Here is a 16,466-nt window from a genome sequence, read left to right as displayed (position 1 = left end):
GTCCGACCCGCGCGGCACAATGGGCGCATGACCAGCAGCTCCCCCCGGCCGCCCAGCCCGCTCGCCCCGGAGATCGCGGCCCGCCTCAAGCGCAGCGCCGACGGCCTCCTGCCCGCCATCGCCCAGCAGTACGACACCGGAGAGGTGCTGATGCTCGGCTGGATGGACGACGAGGCACTGCACCGCACGCTGACCACGGGACGCTGCACCTACTGGTCGCGCAGCAGGCAGGAGTACTGGATCAAGGGCGACACCTCCGGGCACTTCCAGTGGGTGAAGTCCGTCGCCCTGGACTGCGACGCCGACACCGTCCTGGTCAAGGTCGACCAGGTCGGCGCCGCCTGCCACACCGGCGCCCGCACCTGCTTCGACGCCGACGTGCTCCTCGCCGAGGAGACCGAGGGCACCGACGGCGCGGGTGCCGGCGCGCCCGTCGCGGGTCAGTAGGGTCTGCCGCCATGGACGACATGGACCTCCCGACCTTCCGCAAGCTGGCCGCCGACCGCCGCGTGATCCCGGTGAGCCGCAAGCTCCTCGCCGACGGCGACACCCCCGTGGCGCTGTACCGCAAGCTGGCGGCCGAGCGCCCCGGCACCTTCCTGCTGGAGTCCGCCGAGAACGGACGCGCGTGGTCCCGGTACTCCTTCGTAGGCGTCCGCAGCGCCGCCACCCTCACCGAGAAGGACGGGCAGGCACACTGGCAGGGCACCCCGCCCGTCGGCGTCCCCACCGGCGGCGACCCGCTCGCCGCGCTGCGCGCCACCGTCGAGGCCCTGCACACCCCCCGCGACCTCGCCCACGACCTGGGCCTGCCGCCCTTCACCGGCGGCATGGTCGGCTACCTCGGCTACGACATCGTGCGCCGCCTGGAGAAGGTCGGCCCGGGGGAGCGGGACGACCTGAAGCTCCCCGAGCTGACCATGCTGCTCACCAGCGACCTCGCCGTCATGGACCACTGGGAGGGCTCGGTCCTGCTGATCGCCAACGCGATCAACCACAACGACCTGGAGACCGGCGTCGACGAGGCCTACGCCGACGCGATCGCCCGCCTGGACGTCATGGAGGCCGACCTCACGCGCGCGGTCGCCCAGCCCCCGGCCGCCCTGCCGCCGTCCGAGCTGCCCGGGTACACCGCGCTGTGGGGCGGCCCGGACTTCCAGGACGCCGTCGAGGACATCAAGGAGCGCATCCGCGCGGGCGAGGCCTTCCAGGTCGTCCCCTCCCAGCGGTTCGAGACGCCGTGCACCGCGAGCGCGCTGGACGTGTACCGGGTGCTGCGGGCCACCAACCCCTCCCCGTACATGTACCTGCTCCGCCTCGACGGCTTCGACGTCGTCGGGTCGTCGCCCGAGGCCCTGGTCAAGGTCGAGGACGGCCGCGCCATGGTGCACCCCATCGCCGGCACCCGGCCCCGCGGCGCCACCCCGCAGGAGGACCAGGCCCTCGCCGACGAGCTGCTGGCCGACCCCAAGGAGCGCGCCGAGCATCTGATGCTCGTCGACCTCGGACGCAACGACCTCGGCCGGGTCTGCGAGCCCGGCTCCGTCGAGGTCGTCGACTTCATGTCCGTCGAGCGGTACTCGCACGTCATGCACATCGTCTCGACGGTCACCGGACGGGTCGCCCCCGGCCGCACCGCCTTCGACGTCCTCACCGCCTGCTTCCCGGCCGGCACCCTCTCCGGTGCCCCCAAGCCGCGCGCCCTCCAGATCATCGACGAACTGGAACCCTCCCGGCGCGGCCTGTACGGCGGCTGCGTCGGCTATCTCGACTTCGCGGGCGACTCCGACACCGCCATCGCCATCCGCACCGCGCTGCTGCGCGACGGCACCGCCTACGTCCAGGCGGGCGCCGGCATCGTCGCCGACTCCGACCCCGTCGCCGAGGACACCGAGTGCCGCAACAAGGCGGCGGCGGTGCTGCGCGCCGTACACACGGCCAACCGGCTCGCGCAATAGGGCCAACCCGCCTCAGCGGTGGGGCGATTCTCACGCCGGCCAATCCGAACCCCGGGTGACGGTTCGCCCGGGGTTCGGGTGATAGTGGAGTACGTGACAGCCGTTCCTCACCCCCGTACCCCAGCCGCAGCACCCGCCCGGGCGGGCCGGCGGAGCCTCGCCGTCGCCCTGCTGAGCGGGGCGCTCGGCGCCGCCGTCGCCCTGCTCGCCACCCGGCAGGAGTGGGCCGAGGGCACCGCGACGGTGGCCGGCGGCGCGTTCCCCCTGACCGCCAAGGGCAGCGACGTCACGGGCGTGCCCGCGGCGCTGGCCATAGTGGGCCTCGCCGCGCTCGTCGCCGTGTTCGCCGTGCGCCGCGCGGGCCGCTTCGCGGTGGCCGGCCTGCTCGCGCTGAGCGGCGCGGGCACCGTCGCCGCCGCCCTGGCCGGCGCCTCCGACAGCTCCGCGCTGGACGACCAGGCCGCGAAGGCCGCCGGCGACACCTCGGCCACCGTGGACGTCCTCTCGCACACCGCCTGGCCGTACGTCGCGGCCGTGGGCGGCGCCCTGCTGCTGCTCGCCGGGCTGCTCGCGCTGCGCTACGGCCGCCAGTGGCCCGCGATGTCCGGCCGCTACGAGCGCGACGGCACCCCGCGCCCGCGCCGCAAGCCGCAGACCGTGGACCCGGACCGTCCCGAGGACCTCTGGAAGGCCATCGACCGCGGCGAGGACCCCACCAGCGCCTGACGCGCCGTCCCCCTGCGGAGCACCCCCGCTCACGGCGCGTGCGGGGGTGCGGGACAATGGGCACGAGCGTCCTGCTCAGACACGGCACACAGCAACGAGGAGCAAGCAATGGCGGGCAGCAGCCACGGTCACACCCCGGCCGCCTGGACCGGTGTCATCATCGCCTTCATCGGTTTCTGCATCGCGGGCCTGTTCATGGTGGCGGCCCAGCCGGCGGGCTTCTGGGCCGGTCTCGCAGTCGTGGTCCTCGGTGGTGTGGTGGGCTACGTCATGCGGATGATGGGCCTCGGCCAGCCGAAGCACAGCCACCCCGTGCACCAGGTCGCCGGCGAGCGCGTCACGGCCGACGCCAAGGGCTGACCCCGCACGGCGTCACGGACCCACCGGAGGGGCGGTCCCGGCACAAGGGTGCCGGGACCGCCCCTCACGTGCGGCTGGGGACCGCCGGGGGCAGAATGCGGGGCGTGGACGCCGAGACCGCACGACCGACGCCGACCAGTGCCGTACCGAAGGGCCGGGCCGCCCGCCTCGCCGTCCCGGCCGCGGTACTCGCGGCCGTCGCCGGAGCCTTCGCGTACGTGGGTGCCGTGGACCCCAACGAACCCGGTCACTACCCCGTCTGCCCCCTGCTGCGCTTCACGGGGGTCCTCTGCCCCGGCTGCGGCGGCCTGCGCAGCGCCCATGCCTTCGTCCACGGGGACCTGCCCGCCGCGCTGCAGGCCAACGCGACGGCGGTCCTGGGCTATCTGGGGTTCGCCGTCCTGTGGACCGTCTGGGTGGTCCGCGCGGCCCGCGGCCGTTCGCTGCGGGTCGAACTGGGACCGGTCCACCTGTGGGCGCTGGGGACGTTGCTGCTGGTCTTCACGGTTGTCCGGAACCTGCCGTTCGGTGGCTGGCTCCGCCCTTGATCATCCGAAGAACGTCCAGGTAATGGGACCGGCGGCGGCCGGATGCGAGCCCCGTGCCCCGCTCCGGATACCATCACAGTGACCACCGGTTTCGCCGTCTGAAAGGGGGCCGCTCGCGTGAGTGTGCTCGACGAGATCATCGACGGAGTCCGTGCCGACCTCGCGGAGCGGCAGGCGCGCGTCAGCCTCGACGAGCTCAAGGAGCGCGCGGCCAAGGCCCGTCCCGCGAAGGACGGTGTGGCCGCCCTGCGCGGCGACGGCGTCAAGGTCATCTGCGAGGTCAAGCGCTCCAGCCCGTCCAAGGGCGCGCTGGCGGCCATCGCCGACCCGGCCGGACTCGCCGCGGACTACGAGGCGGGCGGCGCCGCCGTCATCTCCGTCCTCACCGAGGAGCGACGCTTCGGCGGCTCACTGGCCGACCTGGACTCGGTCCGCGCCCGGGTGGACATCCCCGTGCTGCGCAAGGACTTCGTCGTCACCTCGTACCAGCTGTGGGAGGCCCGCGCGCACGGCGCCGACCTCGTGCTGCTGATCGTCGCGGCGCTCGACCAGCCGGCGCTGGAGTCCCTGATCGAGCGCGCCGAGTCCATCGGCCTCACCCCGCTCGTCGAGGTGCACGACGAGGACGAGGTCGAGCGCGCGGTGGACGCGGGCGCCAAGGTCATCGGCGTCAACGCGCGCAACCTGAAGACCCTGGAGGTCGACCGCGGCACCTTCGAACGGGTCGCCCCGGAGATCCCCGCACACATCGTCAAGGTCGCCGAGTCCGGCGTCCGCGGCCCGCACGACCTCATCGCCTACGCCAACGAGGGCGCCGACGCCGTCCTGGTCGGCGAGTCCCTGGTCACCGGCCGCGACCCCAAGACCGCGGTCTCCGACCTGGTCGCCGCCGGCGAACACCCGGCACTGCGCCACGGCCGCGGCTGACCTTCGCTAGGCTGCCCCCCGATGACTCCCACCATGACCCCCGTGGACCGGTACGCCCGCCTGGCGCGCGGCTGCCGTCCCCGAGGCTGCCGCGCACCCGCCCGCAGGGTGCACGGCCGCCGGGTGCGGTACGTCATCGGAGACGAACCCGGGCAGGTCAACGGCATGCGATGGCAGCGCGCCCCCTAGGGGCGCGGGGCTGTAACGAATTTGCGACTCCGTCGCGTGGGCGCGACCAGCCACCCACGGCCGGCAGCAGACAACGAGTCCTCGCCCCCACGGCGATCAGTCATCACCAGACACTCCCCGCGAGGTTCACGCATGCCCAGCAACTTCTTCATCCCCGACCCGGAGGGTCAAGTCCCCACCGTCGAGGGCTACTTCGGTACCTTCGGCGGCAAGTTCATCCCCGAGGCCCTCGTCGCCGCCGTCGACGAGGTGGCCGTCGAGTACGACAAGGCCAAGTCCGACCCGGAGTTCGCCCGCGAACTGGACGACCTCCTCGTCCACTACACCGGCCGCCCCAGCTCCCTCACCGAAGTACCCCGGTTCGCCGAGCACGCCTCAGGCGCCCGCGTCTTCCTCAAGCGCGAGGACCTGAACCACACCGGCTCCCACAAGATCAACAACGTGCTGGGCCAGGCCCTGCTCACCAAGCGCATGGGCAAGACCCGCGTGATCGCGGAGACCGGCGCCGGTCAGCACGGCGTGGCGACGGCGACGGCCTGTGCCCTCTTCGGCCTCGACTGCACCATCTACATGGGCGAGATCGACACCCAGCGCCAGGCCCTGAACGTGGCCCGCATGCGCATGCTCGGCGCCGAGGTCATCGCCGTGAAGTCCGGCAGCCGCACCCTGAAGGACGCCATCAACGAGGCGTTCCGCGACTGGGTCGCCAACGTCGACCACACGCACTACCTCTTCGGCACCGTCGCCGGACCGCACCCCTTCCCGGCGATGGTGCGCGACTTCCACCGCGTCATCGGCGTCGAGGCCCGCCGCCAGCTGCTGGAGCAGGCCGGACGCCTCCCCGACGCCGCGATCGCCTGCGTCGGCGGCGGCTCCAACGCCATCGGCCTCTTCCACGCCTTCATCCCCGACGCGGACGTCCGCCTCATCGGCTGCGAGCCCGCCGGGCACGGCGTGGAGACCGGCGAGCACGCGGCCACCCTGACCGCGGGCGAACCCGGCATCCTGCACGGCTCCCGCTCCTACGTCCTCCAGGACGACGAGGGCCAGATCACCGAGCCGTACTCGATCTCGGCCGGTCTGGACTACCCGGGCATCGGACCCGAGCACTCCTACCTCAAGGACTCCGGCCGCGGCGAGTACCGCGCGGTCACCGACGACGCCGCCATGCAGGCCCTGCGCCTGCTGTCGCGCACCGAGGGCATCATCCCGGCCATCGAGAGCGCCCACGCGCTGGCCGGCGCCCTGGAGGTCGGCAAGGAGCTGGGCAAGGACGGGCTGATCGTCGTCAACCTGTCCGGCCGCGGCGACAAGGACATGGACACCGCCGCCCGCTACTTCGGGCTGTACGACACGGACGCCGAGGTCGCCGCCGACGAGACCGGCACCACCGCGGAGATCGAGGGGGACGCCAAGTGAGCGGGAACGTACAGCTGCTGAACGACACCCTCGCCGGGGCCAGGTCCGAGGGCCGCGCCGCCCTCATCGCCTACCTCCCGGCCGGGTTCCCCACCGTCGACGGCGGCATCGAGGCGGTCAAGGCCGCGCTCGACGGCGGCGCCGACGTCGTCGAGGTGGGTCTGCCGCACAGCGACCCGGTGCTCGACGGCCCGGTCATCCAGACCGCCGACGACATCGCCCTCAAGGGCGGCGTCCGCATCGCCGACGTGATGCGCACGGTCCGGGAGGCCCACGCCGCCACCGGCAAGCCGATCCTCGTCATGACGTACTGGAACCCCATCGACCGCTACGGCGTCGAGCGGTTCACCGCCGAGCTGGCCGAGGCCGGGGGCGCCGGGTGCATCCTGCCCGACCTGCCGGTCCAGGAGTCGGCGCTGTGGAGGGAGCACGCGGAGAAGCACGGGCTCGCCACCGTCTTCGTGGTCGCGCCCAGCAGCAAGGACGCGCGGCTCGCCGAGATCACCGCGGCCGGCAGCGGCTTCGTCTACGCCGCCTCCCTCATGGGCGTCACCGGCACCCGTGAGTCGGTCGGCGCGCAGGCCGAGGACCTGGTGCGGCGCACCCGCGCCACCACCGGCATCCCGGTCTGCGTCGGACTCGGCGTCTCCAACGCCGCGCAGGCCGCCGAGGTGGCCGGCTTCGCCGACGGCGTGATCGTCGGCTCGGCGTTCGTCAAGCGCATGCTGGACGCCCCTGACGACGCGGCCGGCCTGGAGGGCGTCCGCGCCCTCGCCGCCGACCTCGCGAAGGGCGTGCGCGGACAGGCGTGACGACGGGCAGGTGACCGGGGTCCCTCGTACGGGTGGACCTTCGACCGGGGAGGCGCGCTGCGCCTCCCCGGTTCGTTCTGCGGGGTGTGAGCGAGAAGAACCGACAGGGAAAGCGCACCGCCCGGGAGAAGCTGGCGGCCGAGCGCGAGAAGCACAGGTCCAGGGACAAGCGCCGCCGCGCGCTGATCGTCGGCGCGAGCGTGGTCTGCGTCCTGGGGCTCGCGGCGGTGATCGGCGTCGTCGCGGCGAACGCGGGCAAGGACGACGGCAGCGACTCGGCCGGGCCGGTCGTGGCGCCCTCGGGCGCGCAGGGCAAGGACGGCCTCGCGATCCCCGTCGGTGAGGACGGCGCCAAGTCGACGCTCACCGTCTGGGAGGACTTCCGCTGCCCGGCCTGCAAGGGCTTCGAGCTGGCGTACCGCGACACCATCCACGAGCTGACCGAGTCCGGACAGCTCAAGGTCGAGTACCACCTGGCGACCATCATCGACGGCAACATGGGCGGCACCGGCTCCCGCAAGGCCGCCAATGCCGCCGCCTGCGCCCAGGACGCCGGGAAGTTCCCCCAGTACCACGACGTGCTGTTCACCGACCAGCCGCCCGAGAGCGACGACGCCTTCGCCGACGAGGACCGGCTGATCGACCTGGCCGGCAAGGTCGACGGCCTCGACACCACCCCGTTCCAGGAGTGCGTGAAGAACGGCCGGCACAACAGCTGGGTGGAGAAGTCCAACACGGCCTTCCAGAACGGCGGCTTCAGCGGCACCCCGACCGTGCTCCTCGACGGCACGAACATCTACCAGGACCAGTCGATGACCCCGGCCAAGCTGAAGCAGATGGTGGAGGACGCCAACACGTAGGGCGGGCGGCGGTGGGCAGGCGCGGCGCCGTGATCGGCGCGCTCGTTACGGACCCGTAGCCGGGCTGCCCGCCGCGCCTCCCGTCCGACACGGTAGCGTCGACCCTGCCATGGAACTTGCCTTCATTCCCAGCCCGTCGCGCGGGGTGCTGCACCTCGGTCCCATCCCGCTGCGCGGCTACGCGTTCTGCATCATCATCGGTGTCTTCGTTGCCGTCTGGCTCGGCAACCGCCGCTGGATCGCCCGGGGCGGGCGGCCGGGCACGGTGGCCGACATCGCGGTCTGGGCCGTGCCCTTCGGCCTGATCGGCGGCCGGCTCTACCACGTGATCACGGACTACCAGCTGTACTTCAGCGAGGGCCGTGACTGGGTCGACGCCTTCAAGATCTGGGAGGGCGGCCTCGGCATCTGGGGCGCGATCGCGTTCGGCGCGCTGGGCGCCTGGATCGGCGCCCGCCGCCGGGGCATCCCGATGCCCGCGTACGCCGACGCCGTCGCCCCCGGCATCGCCCTCGCGCAGGCCATCGGCCGCTGGGGCAACTGGTTCAACCAGGAGCTGTACGGCAAGGCGACCGACCTGCCGTGGGCCGTGGAGATCACCTCGACGGCCGACGGGCGGGTCCCGGGCACCTACCACCCGACGTTCCTGTACGAGTCGCTGTGGTGCATCGGTGTCGCCGCGCTCGTCATCTGGGCCGACCGCCGCTTCAAGCTGGGCCACGGCCGGGCGTTCGCCCTGTACGTCGCCGCCTACTGCGCGGGCCGGTTCTGGATCGAGTACATGCGCGTCGACGACGCCCACCACATCCTCGGCCTGCGGCTCAACAACTGGACCGCGTTGCTCGTCTTCGTGCTCGCCGTGGTCTACATGGTGCTCTCGGCGCGGTCGCGTCCGGGCCGGGAGGCCGTGGTCGAGCCGGGTGCCGGGCCGTCCGACGGCACCGACGGTGCCGAGGGATCCGAAGGCTCCGCCGGGGACGACGCCAAGGCGGACGCGGACACCACCGACGAGGACGCCGGGTCCGGTGCCACGGAGGGCGACGCCAAGTCTCCGGACGATGCGGCCGGCGACGCGGACGACGCGCGGGACGTGAAGGACGGCGCCGACTCCGCCAAGAAGGGCTGACGGCCCGCCGCAGGACATCCACGAGGGCGCCCGGATCTCCACCGGGCGCCCTCGGCGCGTGTCAGGACAGGACGGGCCGCCGGGCCAGCGACAGGGTGCGCCGGGCCGTCGCCACCACCGCCGCGTCGACGAACCGGCCGTCCGGCAGCGCCTGCGCGCCCGGCTGGACGCTGGCCGCCTTGACGATCGTCTCCGCCTCCTCCAGCTCCCGCTCGGTCGGCAGGTACGCCCGCTCGATGATCGGCAACTGGCGGGGGTGGATCGCGGCGCGGCCGAGGAACCCCAGGGCGCGGCCGTGCGCGCAGGACGCCGCCAGGCCCTCCAGGTCCCGGGTGTCCGGATGCACGGTCTGCGACGGCGGCGCCAGGCCGGCCGCCCGCGCGGCCACCACCACCCGGGCGCGCGACCAGTCGAGGCCGGTGTCCCCGTGCACGCCCAGATCGGCCCGGAGGTCCGCCTCGCCGAGGGCGATGCCGCGCAGCGCCGGATGGGCCGCGGCGATCGGGTACGCCCGCTCCACGCCCAGGGCGGTCTCCAGCAGCGCGTACAGGGGCGGCCCGCCGGTGGCCGCCGCCACGCCGGTGATCTGCTCGGGGGACGTCACCTTGGGCAGCCGCAGGCCGGACAGTCCCGGCAGCGGGGCCAGCGCCCCCAGGTCCGCGGCGGCCAGCGGACCGTCCAGGGCGTTGACGCGGACGTGCACCGGCACCGGCTGCGGCTCGGTGAGCAGTTCCGCGGTGGCCTCGCGGGCGTACTCCTTGCGGTCCGGGGCGACCGCGTCCTCCAGGTCGACCACCACGACGTCGGCCCCGGCGGCCAGCGCCTTGGCGACCACCCGGGGCCGGTCCCCGGGCGCGTACAGCCAGGTCAGCGGGGGTGCGGTCATACGACGCCCTCCTCACGCAGCTCTTTCACGTCCGCCGGGGTCAGCCCCAGCTCGGTCAGCACCTCCTCCGTGTCCGCGCCGTGCGGACGGCCCGCCCAGCGGATGGCGCCCGGGGTCGCGGAGAGCCGGAAGAGGACGTTCTGCATGCGCAGTGGGCCCAGCTCGGGATCGTCGACGGTGGTGACGGTGTCGAGCGCCTGGTACTGGGGGTCGGTCATCACGTCCCGCACGTCCTGGACCGGCGCCACGGCCGCCTCGGCCTTCTCGAAGGCGGCGAGCACGTCGGCGCGGCCGTGCCGGGCGATCCAGTCGCCGACCGCCGTGTCCAGGACGTCGGCGTGGCGGGCCCGGTCGGCGCCGGACGCGAACCAGGGCTCGTCGATCAGCTCCGGCCGGCCCACCAGGCGCATCACCCGCTCGGCGACCGACTGGGCCGAGGTGGACACGGCGACCCAGGTGCCGTCGGCGGTGCGGTAGGTGTTGCGCGGGGCGTTGTTCTGCGAGCGGTTGCCGGTGCGCGGCTGGACGTGGCCGAGCTGGTCGTACCAGGTGGGCTGCGGGCCCAGGACGGTGAGGATCGGCTCGATGATCGCCATGTCGACGACCTGCCCCTCGCCGGTGTGCTCGCGCGCGGCCAGCGCCGTCATCACGGCGTACGACGTCGCCAGCGCGGCGATCGAGTCGGCGAGCCCGAACGGCGGCAGCGTCGGCGGGGCGTCCGGTTCGCCGGTCATCGCGGCGAAGCCGCTCATGGCCTCGGCGAGGGTGCCGAATCCGGGGCGGCGCGCGTACGGGCCGAACTGGCCGAAGCCGGTGACCCGGGTGAGGACCAGGCGGGGGTTGACGGCGGACAGCTCGTCCCAGCCCAGGTCCCACTTCTCCAGCGTGCCGGGACGGAAGTTCTCGATGACGACGTCCGCGGTCGAGGCGAGGCGCAGCAGGGTGGTGCGCCCGGCGGGCTTCGACAGGTCCAGGGTGATCGTGCGCTTGTTGCGGCCCAGGATCTTCCACCACAGGCCGATGCCGTCCTTGGACGGGCCGTGGCCCCGGGACGGGTCGGGCCGGGAGGGGTGTTCGACCTTGACCACCTCGGCGCCGAAGTCGCCGAGCATGGTCGCGGCGAGCGGGCCCGCGAAGAGGGTGGCGAGGTCGAGCACCCGCAGACCGGTGAGCGGAGCGGGGACGGCGGTGGCGGAGTCGGGGGCGTTCACGGCGGGCTGGGACATGGGCGGGTGGCCTCCCGGTGGGTGAGGTGGGCGAGGGTGTCGAAGCCGGTGCCGTCGAAGTCGCCGACCGACGTGGCCAGGCGGTTCTTCAGCGGGCCCGTCCAGTGCTCGGGCAGGGCGGCGGGGGAGCCGGCGAGGAGTCCGGCGACGCCGCCGACGGTGGCGCCGTTGGAGTCGGTGTCCCACCCCCCGGAGACCGCGCGGGAGACCGAGCCGGTGAAGTCGCCGTCCGCGTGGGTGAGGGCGGCGGCGATCAAGGCCGTGTTGGGCACGGCGTGCACCCAGTGGTGGGTGGGGGAGTGGCGGGCGTGCAACGCGTCCACGACCGTGTCGAAGTCGGCGTGCGCCTGGGCGAGGCGGACGGCGTGGCGCACGGCCGCGGACAGCCGGGAGCCGGGCGGCACGACCGCGAGGCCGGTGCGCAGGCAGGTGTGCACGTCGTGGGTGCCGGTGGCGGCGGTGGCGATGACGGCGGCGGCGAACATGGCCGCGTGGACGCCGCTCGCGGTGTGGGTCAGGGCGGCGTCGCGGTGGGCCTGCTCGGCCGCGGCGGCCGGGTCGCCGGGGTTGGTCCAGCCGTGCACGTCGGCGCGGATCAGGGCGCCGATCCACTCGCGGAAGGGGTTGCGGTGGCGGGCGGTGGCGGGCGGTTCCAGGCCGGAGAGCAGGTTGCGGTAGGCGACGCGCTCGGCGGTGAAGGTGCGGCCGGCGGGCAGCTCGTCGAGCCACACGCGGGCCACGTCGGCGGTGCTGAAGTTCCTGCCGTGACGCTGGAGGAGCAGGAGGTTGAGGAGCGGGTAGTTGAGGTCGTCGTCCTCGGGCATCCCGTCGATGTTCTCGGCGAGGGAGGTGGCGGCGGAGCGGCGGTTCCAGGGGTGGGCGGCCGCGAGGTCCGCGGGGAGGCCCCGGGCGGTGAAGTAGCCGGTCGGAGGCCAGTTGCCGGTGGCGCGGCCGATGCGGCGGATGCCGGTCAGCGGGAGCTTCTCGACGGGTTTGCCGAGCAGGCAGCCGGCGGCCCGGCCCAGCCAGGCGGCCTCCAGCCGGGCCGCGGACACGGACGGGTTCGGCGCCGGGGACACGGACGGGGCCTGCGGGGCGGCCGGTGCGGGCCAGTCGGGGCAAAGGTCCCGGATCCGGTCGAGGTCGGTCGGTTCCGCGGCGGCGGTCGGGTTCGCCAGCCCGGCCAGGTCGTCCAGCAGCTCCTCCGCCAGGAGCCTGAGGCCCCGGGAGGCGGGCCGGGGGGACGCGCCCGCGCGGTCGGGGGCCGGGTCGCCGCCCGCCGCCTCCCAGCGGGCGGCGACCGCCGACGCGTCGCGGCCCTCCAGGGCGGCCTGGCGCAGCTCGTGGCCGATCAGGTCCTCGGGCTGCACCCAGGTCAGCCGCAGCATCACGGACCCCCGATCGCGCCGAACGCCCGCTCGTGCTCGCGGCGCCGCACCAGGTCCCGCTCGAAGACCTCCCGGGCGACCGCGCTCAGCGTCGCGGCCGGCTCCCACAGGTCGAGGCGGCTGGCCTCCGCGACCCGCTTGGCCCACTCCTCGGGGACCGGTGAACCCAGCGCTCCGGCCAGCGCGCCCGCCATCGTGGCGATGGAGTCGCAGTCACGGCCGTAGTTGACCGCGCCGAGCACCGCGTGCCGGCAGTCGCCGCCGGAGACGAGGAGCATGCCGAGGGCGACGGGCAGCTCCTCGATCGCGTGCAGCCGGGACGGGCGGCGGGCGCCCAGCGAGGGCGCGCGGTAGTCCGGGCCCACCGTGTCGTACGGGGTGACCGCCTCCCGCAGCGGGGCCAGCGCCGACTCGAAGTCCGAGTAGCGCGCGGCCACGTCGCAGACCGCCTCGATCGCGGCCCGCGTGCCGTCCTTGGCCAGGGCCAGACAGGCGGTCACCACCGAGTCCGGCGTCGCGCCCGGCGCGCAGGCCGCGGCCACCGCGGCCGCGAAGACACCGGCCGCCTCCCTGCCGTACGACGACTGGTGCGCGCCCGCGACGTCCAGGGCCTCGGCGTACGCCCCCGCCGGGTGGGCGGCGTTGACCAGGCCGACCGGCGCCATGTACATCGCGGCACCGCAGTTGACGATGTTGCCGGTGCCCGCCTCGCGCGGGTCCACGTGGCCGTAGTGGATCCGCGCCACCAGCCACTTCTCCGCCAGGAAGATCCGCTGGAGCGGGAGCGCCTCGGTCTCCAGCTCCGGGATCCAGCGGGGGTGCGTCATCAGGTCCGGGACCAGGTGCTCGGCGACCGCGTAGGCGTCGAGGTGGTCGCGGACCGTGCCGTACACCCGGACCAGCGCGTGGGTCATCAAGGTGTCGTCGGTGACGTGGCCGTCGCCCTTGTGGTACGGCGCGAGAGGGCGGGCGGTGCGCCAGTCGTCGCCGTTCCAGGGGCCGACGACGCCGTGGATCCGGCCGCCGTGGCGTTCGAGGATCTGCTCGGGGGAGTAGCCCTCGACCGGGCCGCCGAGCGCGTCGCCGACGGCCGCGCCGACGAGGGCGCCGGTGACGCGCTCCTCCAGGGTCGCCGGGCCGGGGCCGGAGCGAGGGGTGCGGGCTGTCATGTCGTGCGTCCTCCTTCGGGTCGGGCCGGCTGCGTGGCGTGCAGGAGGCCGGCGAGTTCGACGAGATCGGTGCCGGTGAGCCTGGGCAGTACGCAGCCGGGGAGGGTGCGGCAGGTGTCCCGCCAGGACGCGGGCACCGAGGTGCCGCCGCCCAGCGCGCCGGTGAGGGCGCCCGCCAGCGCGGGGGCGGAGTCCGCGACCCGGGACAGACAGGCCGCCGCCGGGACCGCCTCGGCGAGGACGCCCCGGGCGGCGGTGGCCAGGGCGAGGGCGACCGGGACGGTCTCGGCGGCGGCGATGCCGTAGCTGTAGACGTGGTCGACGATCTGGTGCTCGAGGAGCGGGACGAGGGCGAAGGTGCTCTCGGCGTCCGCCGCCAGGGCCAGTGCCTGGCGGGCGTTGCGGCCGATCTCCGTCCCCTCGGGGAGTTCGGCGAGGGCGGCCGCCACACAGGTGTCCACGTCGGCGCCGGTGAGGGCGCGGGCCAGCGCCGCCGCCATCGCCCGCGCGCCGTGCACGCCGTCGCCGTCCTGGGTGTAGCGGGCGTCGAACTCGGCGAGGTCCGCCGCGAGGCGCGGGTCGCCCGGGTGGGCGACGGCGAGTACGCAGGCCCGGACGCAGGCCGCGTCGTCGAAGAAGTGCGGGTTGTCGTGGCCGGTGGCGGGCGGGCGCAGCCCCGCGGCGAGATTGCCGAGCCCCGCCCGCACCGAGATGCGGGCGCGCAGCGGCAGCACGGCCGACTCGGCCTCCGGGGCGCGTTCCGTCGCCGCGGCCACCTCGCTGGCGACGGCGTTCCAGGTCAGGTCGATCGCCGCCCGAATCCTCCGGTCCCGGCTCAGGTCCCCGAGCACGCTGTCGTCGCCGGCCCGCAGCAGCGCCTCGGCCGCGAACGCCGCCCACTCGGCGTCGTCCGAGGGGCCGAGGCGCAGCGGCTCGGGGGGCTGGTTCAGGGCGATGGGGACGGGGAGGGTGGTGGTCGCGTTCTGCTCGGCGAAGGTGTCCAGCTCGCGGGTGAGGCGGCGCGTCCACTCCGGCATCCGGGCGGCCCGGTGCCGGGCGGCGGGCCAGCCGGCCGCGTCCCCCGCGGCCAGACCGAGGAGCAGCCCCTCGACCCGGTCGCGGCCCGGCACCGCGCGGGGGACCGCGGCCTCGGGCGCGGGGCGCTGTCCCATCCCGGCGGGCGCCGACTCCCCGGGCGCCTCGACGTACGCGGTGGTACCCGTCGCCCCCACGCCGGGCCGGACCCCGCTCACGGCCACACCTCCGCCCCCGCCTCGGGCACGAGGGTGCCCTGGTCGGGCGGGTGTGTGAGCGGTGCGGCTGGCGGGGTCCGGGGTACGCCGGCGGCTTGGCCGCCCCGCGGGGGCGGGTCCGTGACGGGCTCCGGGGACGACCGGTCGCCGGGGGGCGGGGTGTCAGGCGGTGGGGGCGGGTTGTGGGGGCTCGTGTGCTGTGCGGCTTTTCCGGGGCGGGGTGTGTTCGGTGTGTGGGCGGCCGGCGCGGGGGTGTACGGGCGGAGGTCCGGTGGGGGCCGGTCGCCGGGGGGCTGGGTGTCGGCGGGCGGGGGTGAGCTGTGGGGGCTCGTGTGCTGTGCGGCTTTTCCGGGGCGGGGGGCGTTCGGTGTCTGGGCGGTCGGCGCGGGGGTGTACGGGCCGGGGTCCGGTGGGGGCCGGTCGCCGGGTGGGAGCGGGGTGCGGGGGCCGTGGGACGGGTGCGCCGGCTCCTCGCGTCCCGGGGGGACCCGTTCCGGGTCTCGCACTGCCCGCCGTACCTCCTCCGCCGCGCCCGTCAGCAGGTCCGCCACCTCCAGGACGTGGTGGCCGGCGATCGCCGGCAGGCAGGTGCCGCGGGCGGGGCCGATGGCCGCGGCCCAGGCGGGCGGGATGGCGGCGGCACCGTGGGTGGCGCCGGCCAGCGCGCCCGCCACCGCGGCCGTGGTGTCGGCGTCGCGCCCCATGTTGACGGCCGTCAGCACCGCGTCCGTGAAGTCGCCGTCCGCCGCCGCGTACGCGCCGAAGGCGAGGGCGACCGCCTCGGGTGCCAGGTCGGTCCACGGGTAGCCGCCGATGACCACGGCGGAGCGGACCGCGCGTTCGCCGCGATGCGCCGCCGTCATCGCGCGGCGCAGACAGCGGGCGGTCCAGGAGTCGTCCGGCACGACGGCCAGCGCGGAGGCCACGACCGCGACCGGCGCCGCCCCCGCCATCGCCGCCGCGACCCCCGCCGCCACCGCCTGGCCGCCGTAGATGCCCTCGCCGTCGTGGCTGACCGAGCCGTCGATCGCGACCAGCCGGGCCGCCTCGGCGGGGCGGCCGGCCGCGAACACGCCGTGGGGGGCCGCACGCATGGCGAGGCCGTCGCTCCAGGCGTGGCGGTGCTGGGCGGAGATCGGGGCGGCCAGCCCCCGGCGGAGGTTCTCCAGGGTGCCGCGTTCGCTGAAGCCCGCGCCCCGGAACGGGCCCTCCTCCCGGTCCGCGATCCACTCGTGCCAGGCGGTCTCCACGTGCACCGGGGTGAGCGCGGCGCCGTACCGGGCGAGCAGCAGGCCGGAGAAGATCGCGTACTCGGTGTCGTCGGTGCCGGCCGGCCGGTCGGCCACGTATCCCGTGATGCGGCCCCACCGGGCGCGGATCTCCGAGGGCTTCATGTTCTCGGCCGGCGCCCCGAGGGCGTCCCCGACGGCCAGTCCGAGCAGCGCGCCCCGGGCCCGTTCGCGGAGTCCGACGGCGCCTTGGGGCGCGGGGACCGGGGGAATGCAGGCGGTGGATGCCATGCGGCCTCTCCTCTCCCTCCGCGTATCTGTCCCCGGTGCGGTGCGCACCGCAGCCTCACGGGCCTCAGCGTCACCCGGTCGACATCTGTGCGGGCAAGA

16 protein-coding genes and 1 pseudogene are annotated in these 16,466 nt (G+C 74.9%); 11 read left to right on the top strand and 6 right to left on the bottom strand.

Annotation, left to right across the window (positions count from 1 at the left end):
• The first annotated feature begins 27 nt into the window (after positions 1 to 27).
• The 11 genes from hisI to lgt all read left to right on the top strand — a co-directional run bounded on the left by hisI (position 28) and on the right by lgt (position 8,925).
• The gene (gene hisI, locus ACFW01_RS18330) at positions 28 to 447 is read left to right on the top strand and encodes a phosphoribosyl-AMP cyclohydrolase (RefSeq protein ID WP_234953666.1); all 420 of its coding nucleotides are present in this window, start codon (positions 28 to 30) and stop codon (positions 445 to 447) included.
• Between the two features lie 20 nt (positions 448 to 467).
• Complete coding sequence (locus ACFW01_RS18325; protein WP_384504619.1) at positions 468 to 1,958, top strand: anthranilate synthase component I; 1,491 nt, start codon at positions 468 to 470, stop codon at positions 1,956 to 1,958.
• Positions 1,959 to 2,042: 84 nt separating this feature from the next.
• The gene (locus ACFW01_RS18320) at positions 2,043 to 2,684 is read left to right on the top strand and encodes a TIGR02234 family membrane protein (protein ID WP_234953663.1); all 642 of its coding nucleotides are present in this window, start codon (positions 2,043 to 2,045) and stop codon (positions 2,682 to 2,684) included.
• A gap of 108 nt (positions 2,685 to 2,792) precedes the next feature.
• Entirely contained in the window at positions 2,793 to 3,044 is a 252-nt protein-coding gene (locus ACFW01_RS18315) for an HGxxPAAW family protein (RefSeq protein WP_234953661.1), read from the top strand.
• Positions 3,045 to 3,139: 95 nt separating this feature from the next.
• Positions 3,140 to 3,592 (top strand): DUF2752 domain-containing protein, encoded by a 453-nt coding sequence (locus ACFW01_RS18310; protein WP_234953659.1) that lies wholly within the window; start codon positions 3,140 to 3,142, stop codon positions 3,590 to 3,592.
• Positions 3,593 to 3,709: 117 nt separating this feature from the next.
• Positions 3,710 to 4,519, top strand: coding sequence for an indole-3-glycerol phosphate synthase TrpC (gene trpC, locus ACFW01_RS18305; protein WP_052841514.1), 810 nt, complete (start codon positions 3,710 to 3,712; stop codon positions 4,517 to 4,519).
• Positions 4,520 to 4,540: 21 nt separating this feature from the next.
• The gene (gene trpM, locus ACFW01_RS18300) at positions 4,541 to 4,708 is read left to right on the top strand and encodes a tryptophan biosynthesis modulator TrpM (RefSeq protein ID WP_234953656.1); all 168 of its coding nucleotides are present in this window, start codon (positions 4,541 to 4,543) and stop codon (positions 4,706 to 4,708) included.
• A gap of 132 nt (positions 4,709 to 4,840) precedes the next feature.
• Entirely contained in the window at positions 4,841 to 6,127 is a 1,287-nt protein-coding gene (trpB, locus tag ACFW01_RS18295; protein WP_384504568.1) for a tryptophan synthase subunit beta, read from the top strand.
• Positions 6,124 to 6,939 carry a tryptophan synthase subunit alpha gene (gene trpA, locus ACFW01_RS18290; RefSeq protein WP_384504565.1) on the top strand — a complete coding sequence of 272 codons (816 nt, stop codon included), beginning with the start codon at positions 6,124 to 6,126 and terminating at the stop codon, positions 6,937 to 6,939. The genes trpB and trpA overlap by 4 nt, the downstream gene beginning before the upstream one ends.
• 86 nt (positions 6,940 to 7,025) lie before the next feature.
• The gene (locus ACFW01_RS18285) at positions 7,026 to 7,799 is read left to right on the top strand and encodes a DsbA family protein (protein WP_384504562.1); all 774 of its coding nucleotides are present in this window, start codon (positions 7,026 to 7,028) and stop codon (positions 7,797 to 7,799) included.
• Between the two features lie 109 nt (positions 7,800 to 7,908).
• A complete protein-coding gene (gene lgt / locus ACFW01_RS18280) occupies positions 7,909 to 8,925 on the top strand; it encodes a prolipoprotein diacylglyceryl transferase (protein WP_384504559.1) in 1,017 nt (338 codons plus the stop codon).
• A 61-nt stretch (positions 8,926 to 8,986) separates the two neighbouring features.
• On the opposite strand, the gene ACFW01_RS18275 is transcribed toward lgt, so the two are convergent.
• The 6 genes and pseudogenes from ACFW01_RS18275 to ACFW01_RS18250 form a co-directional block, all read right to left on the bottom strand.
• Positions 8,987 to 9,811: a CoA ester lyase gene (locus tag ACFW01_RS18275; RefSeq protein ID WP_234953642.1), complete on the bottom strand. Its 825-nt coding sequence runs from the start codon at positions 9,809 to 9,811 to the stop codon at positions 8,987 to 8,989.
• Entirely contained in the window at positions 9,808 to 11,037 is a 1,230-nt protein-coding gene (locus ACFW01_RS18270; protein ID WP_384504555.1) for a CaiB/BaiF CoA transferase family protein, read from the bottom strand. Before ACFW01_RS18270 ends, ACFW01_RS18275 begins: the two co-directional genes overlap by 4 nt.
• Complete coding sequence (locus ACFW01_RS18265) at positions 11,019 to 12,425, bottom strand: ADP-ribosylglycohydrolase family protein (RefSeq protein ID WP_384504552.1); 1,407 nt, start codon at positions 12,423 to 12,425, stop codon at positions 11,019 to 11,021. Before ACFW01_RS18265 ends, ACFW01_RS18270 begins: the two co-directional genes overlap by 19 nt.
• Positions 12,425 to 13,594: an ADP-ribosylglycohydrolase family protein gene (locus ACFW01_RS18260; RefSeq protein WP_384504549.1), complete on the bottom strand. Its 1,170-nt coding sequence runs from the start codon at positions 13,592 to 13,594 to the stop codon at positions 12,425 to 12,427. Before ACFW01_RS18260 ends, ACFW01_RS18265 begins: the two co-directional genes overlap by 1 nt.
• Positions 13,591 to 14,766, bottom strand: a complete 1,176-nt coding sequence (locus ACFW01_RS18255) for an ADP-ribosylglycohydrolase family protein (protein WP_234954638.1) — start codon at positions 14,764 to 14,766, stop codon at positions 13,591 to 13,593. Before ACFW01_RS18255 ends, ACFW01_RS18260 begins: the two co-directional genes overlap by 4 nt.
• A 607-nt stretch (positions 14,767 to 15,373) precedes the next feature.
• A pseudogene (locus tag ACFW01_RS18250) lies at positions 15,374 to 16,367 on the bottom strand (ADP-ribosylglycohydrolase family protein); the annotation flags it as partial.
• Positions 16,368 to 16,466 lie beyond the last annotated feature (99 nt).

The sequence above is a fragment of the Streptomyces sp. NPDC058985 genome (genome assembly GCF_042740985.1).
Taxonomy (GTDB): Bacteria; Actinomycetota; Actinomycetes; order Streptomycetales; family Streptomycetaceae; genus Streptomyces.
The sequence above is the reverse complement of the archived record's forward strand: the minus strand, read 5'-3'. Positions and strand labels throughout refer to the sequence as shown.

What these genes read in the sequence shown, in the direction of transcription:
- hisI (WP_234953666.1), top strand. Translation starts at nt 28, where the DNA reads ATGACCAGCAGCTCCCCCCGGCCGCCCAGCCCGCTCGCCCCGGAGATC.
- ACFW01_RS18325 (WP_384504619.1), top strand. Translation starts at nt 468, where the DNA reads ATGGACCTCCCGACCTTCCGCAAGCTGGCCGCCGACCGCCGCGTGATC.
- ACFW01_RS18315 (WP_234953661.1), top strand. Translation starts at nt 2,793, where the DNA reads ATGGCGGGCAGCAGCCACGGTCACACCCCGGCCGCCTGGACCGGTGTC.
- ACFW01_RS18310 (WP_234953659.1), top strand. Translation starts at nt 3,140, where the DNA reads ATGCGGGGCGTGGACGCCGAGACCGCACGACCGACGCCGACCAGTGCC.
- trpM (WP_234953656.1), top strand. Translation starts at nt 4,541, where the DNA reads ATGACTCCCACCATGACCCCCGTGGACCGGTACGCCCGCCTGGCGCGC.
- trpB (WP_384504568.1), top strand. Translation starts at nt 4,841, where the DNA reads ATGCCCAGCAACTTCTTCATCCCCGACCCGGAGGGTCAAGTCCCCACC.
- lgt (WP_384504559.1), top strand. Translation starts at nt 7,909, where the DNA reads ATGGAACTTGCCTTCATTCCCAGCCCGTCGCGCGGGGTGCTGCACCTC.
- ACFW01_RS18275 (WP_234953642.1), bottom strand. Translation starts at nt 9,811, where the DNA reads ATGACCGCACCCCCGCTGACCTGGCTGTACGCGCCCGGGGACCGGCCC.
- ACFW01_RS18270 (WP_384504555.1), bottom strand. Translation starts at nt 11,037, where the DNA reads ATGTCCCAGCCCGCCGTGAACGCCCCCGACTCCGCCACCGCCGTCCCC.
- ACFW01_RS18265 (WP_384504552.1), bottom strand. Translation starts at nt 12,425, where the DNA reads ATGCTGCGGCTGACCTGGGTGCAGCCCGAGGACCTGATCGGCCACGAG.
- ACFW01_RS18260 (WP_384504549.1), bottom strand. Translation starts at nt 13,594, where the DNA reads ATGACAGCCCGCACCCCTCGCTCCGGCCCCGGCCCGGCGACCCTGGAG.
- ACFW01_RS18255 (WP_234954638.1), bottom strand. Translation starts at nt 14,766, where the DNA reads ATGGGACAGCGCCCCGCGCCCGAGGCCGCGGTCCCCCGCGCGGTGCCG.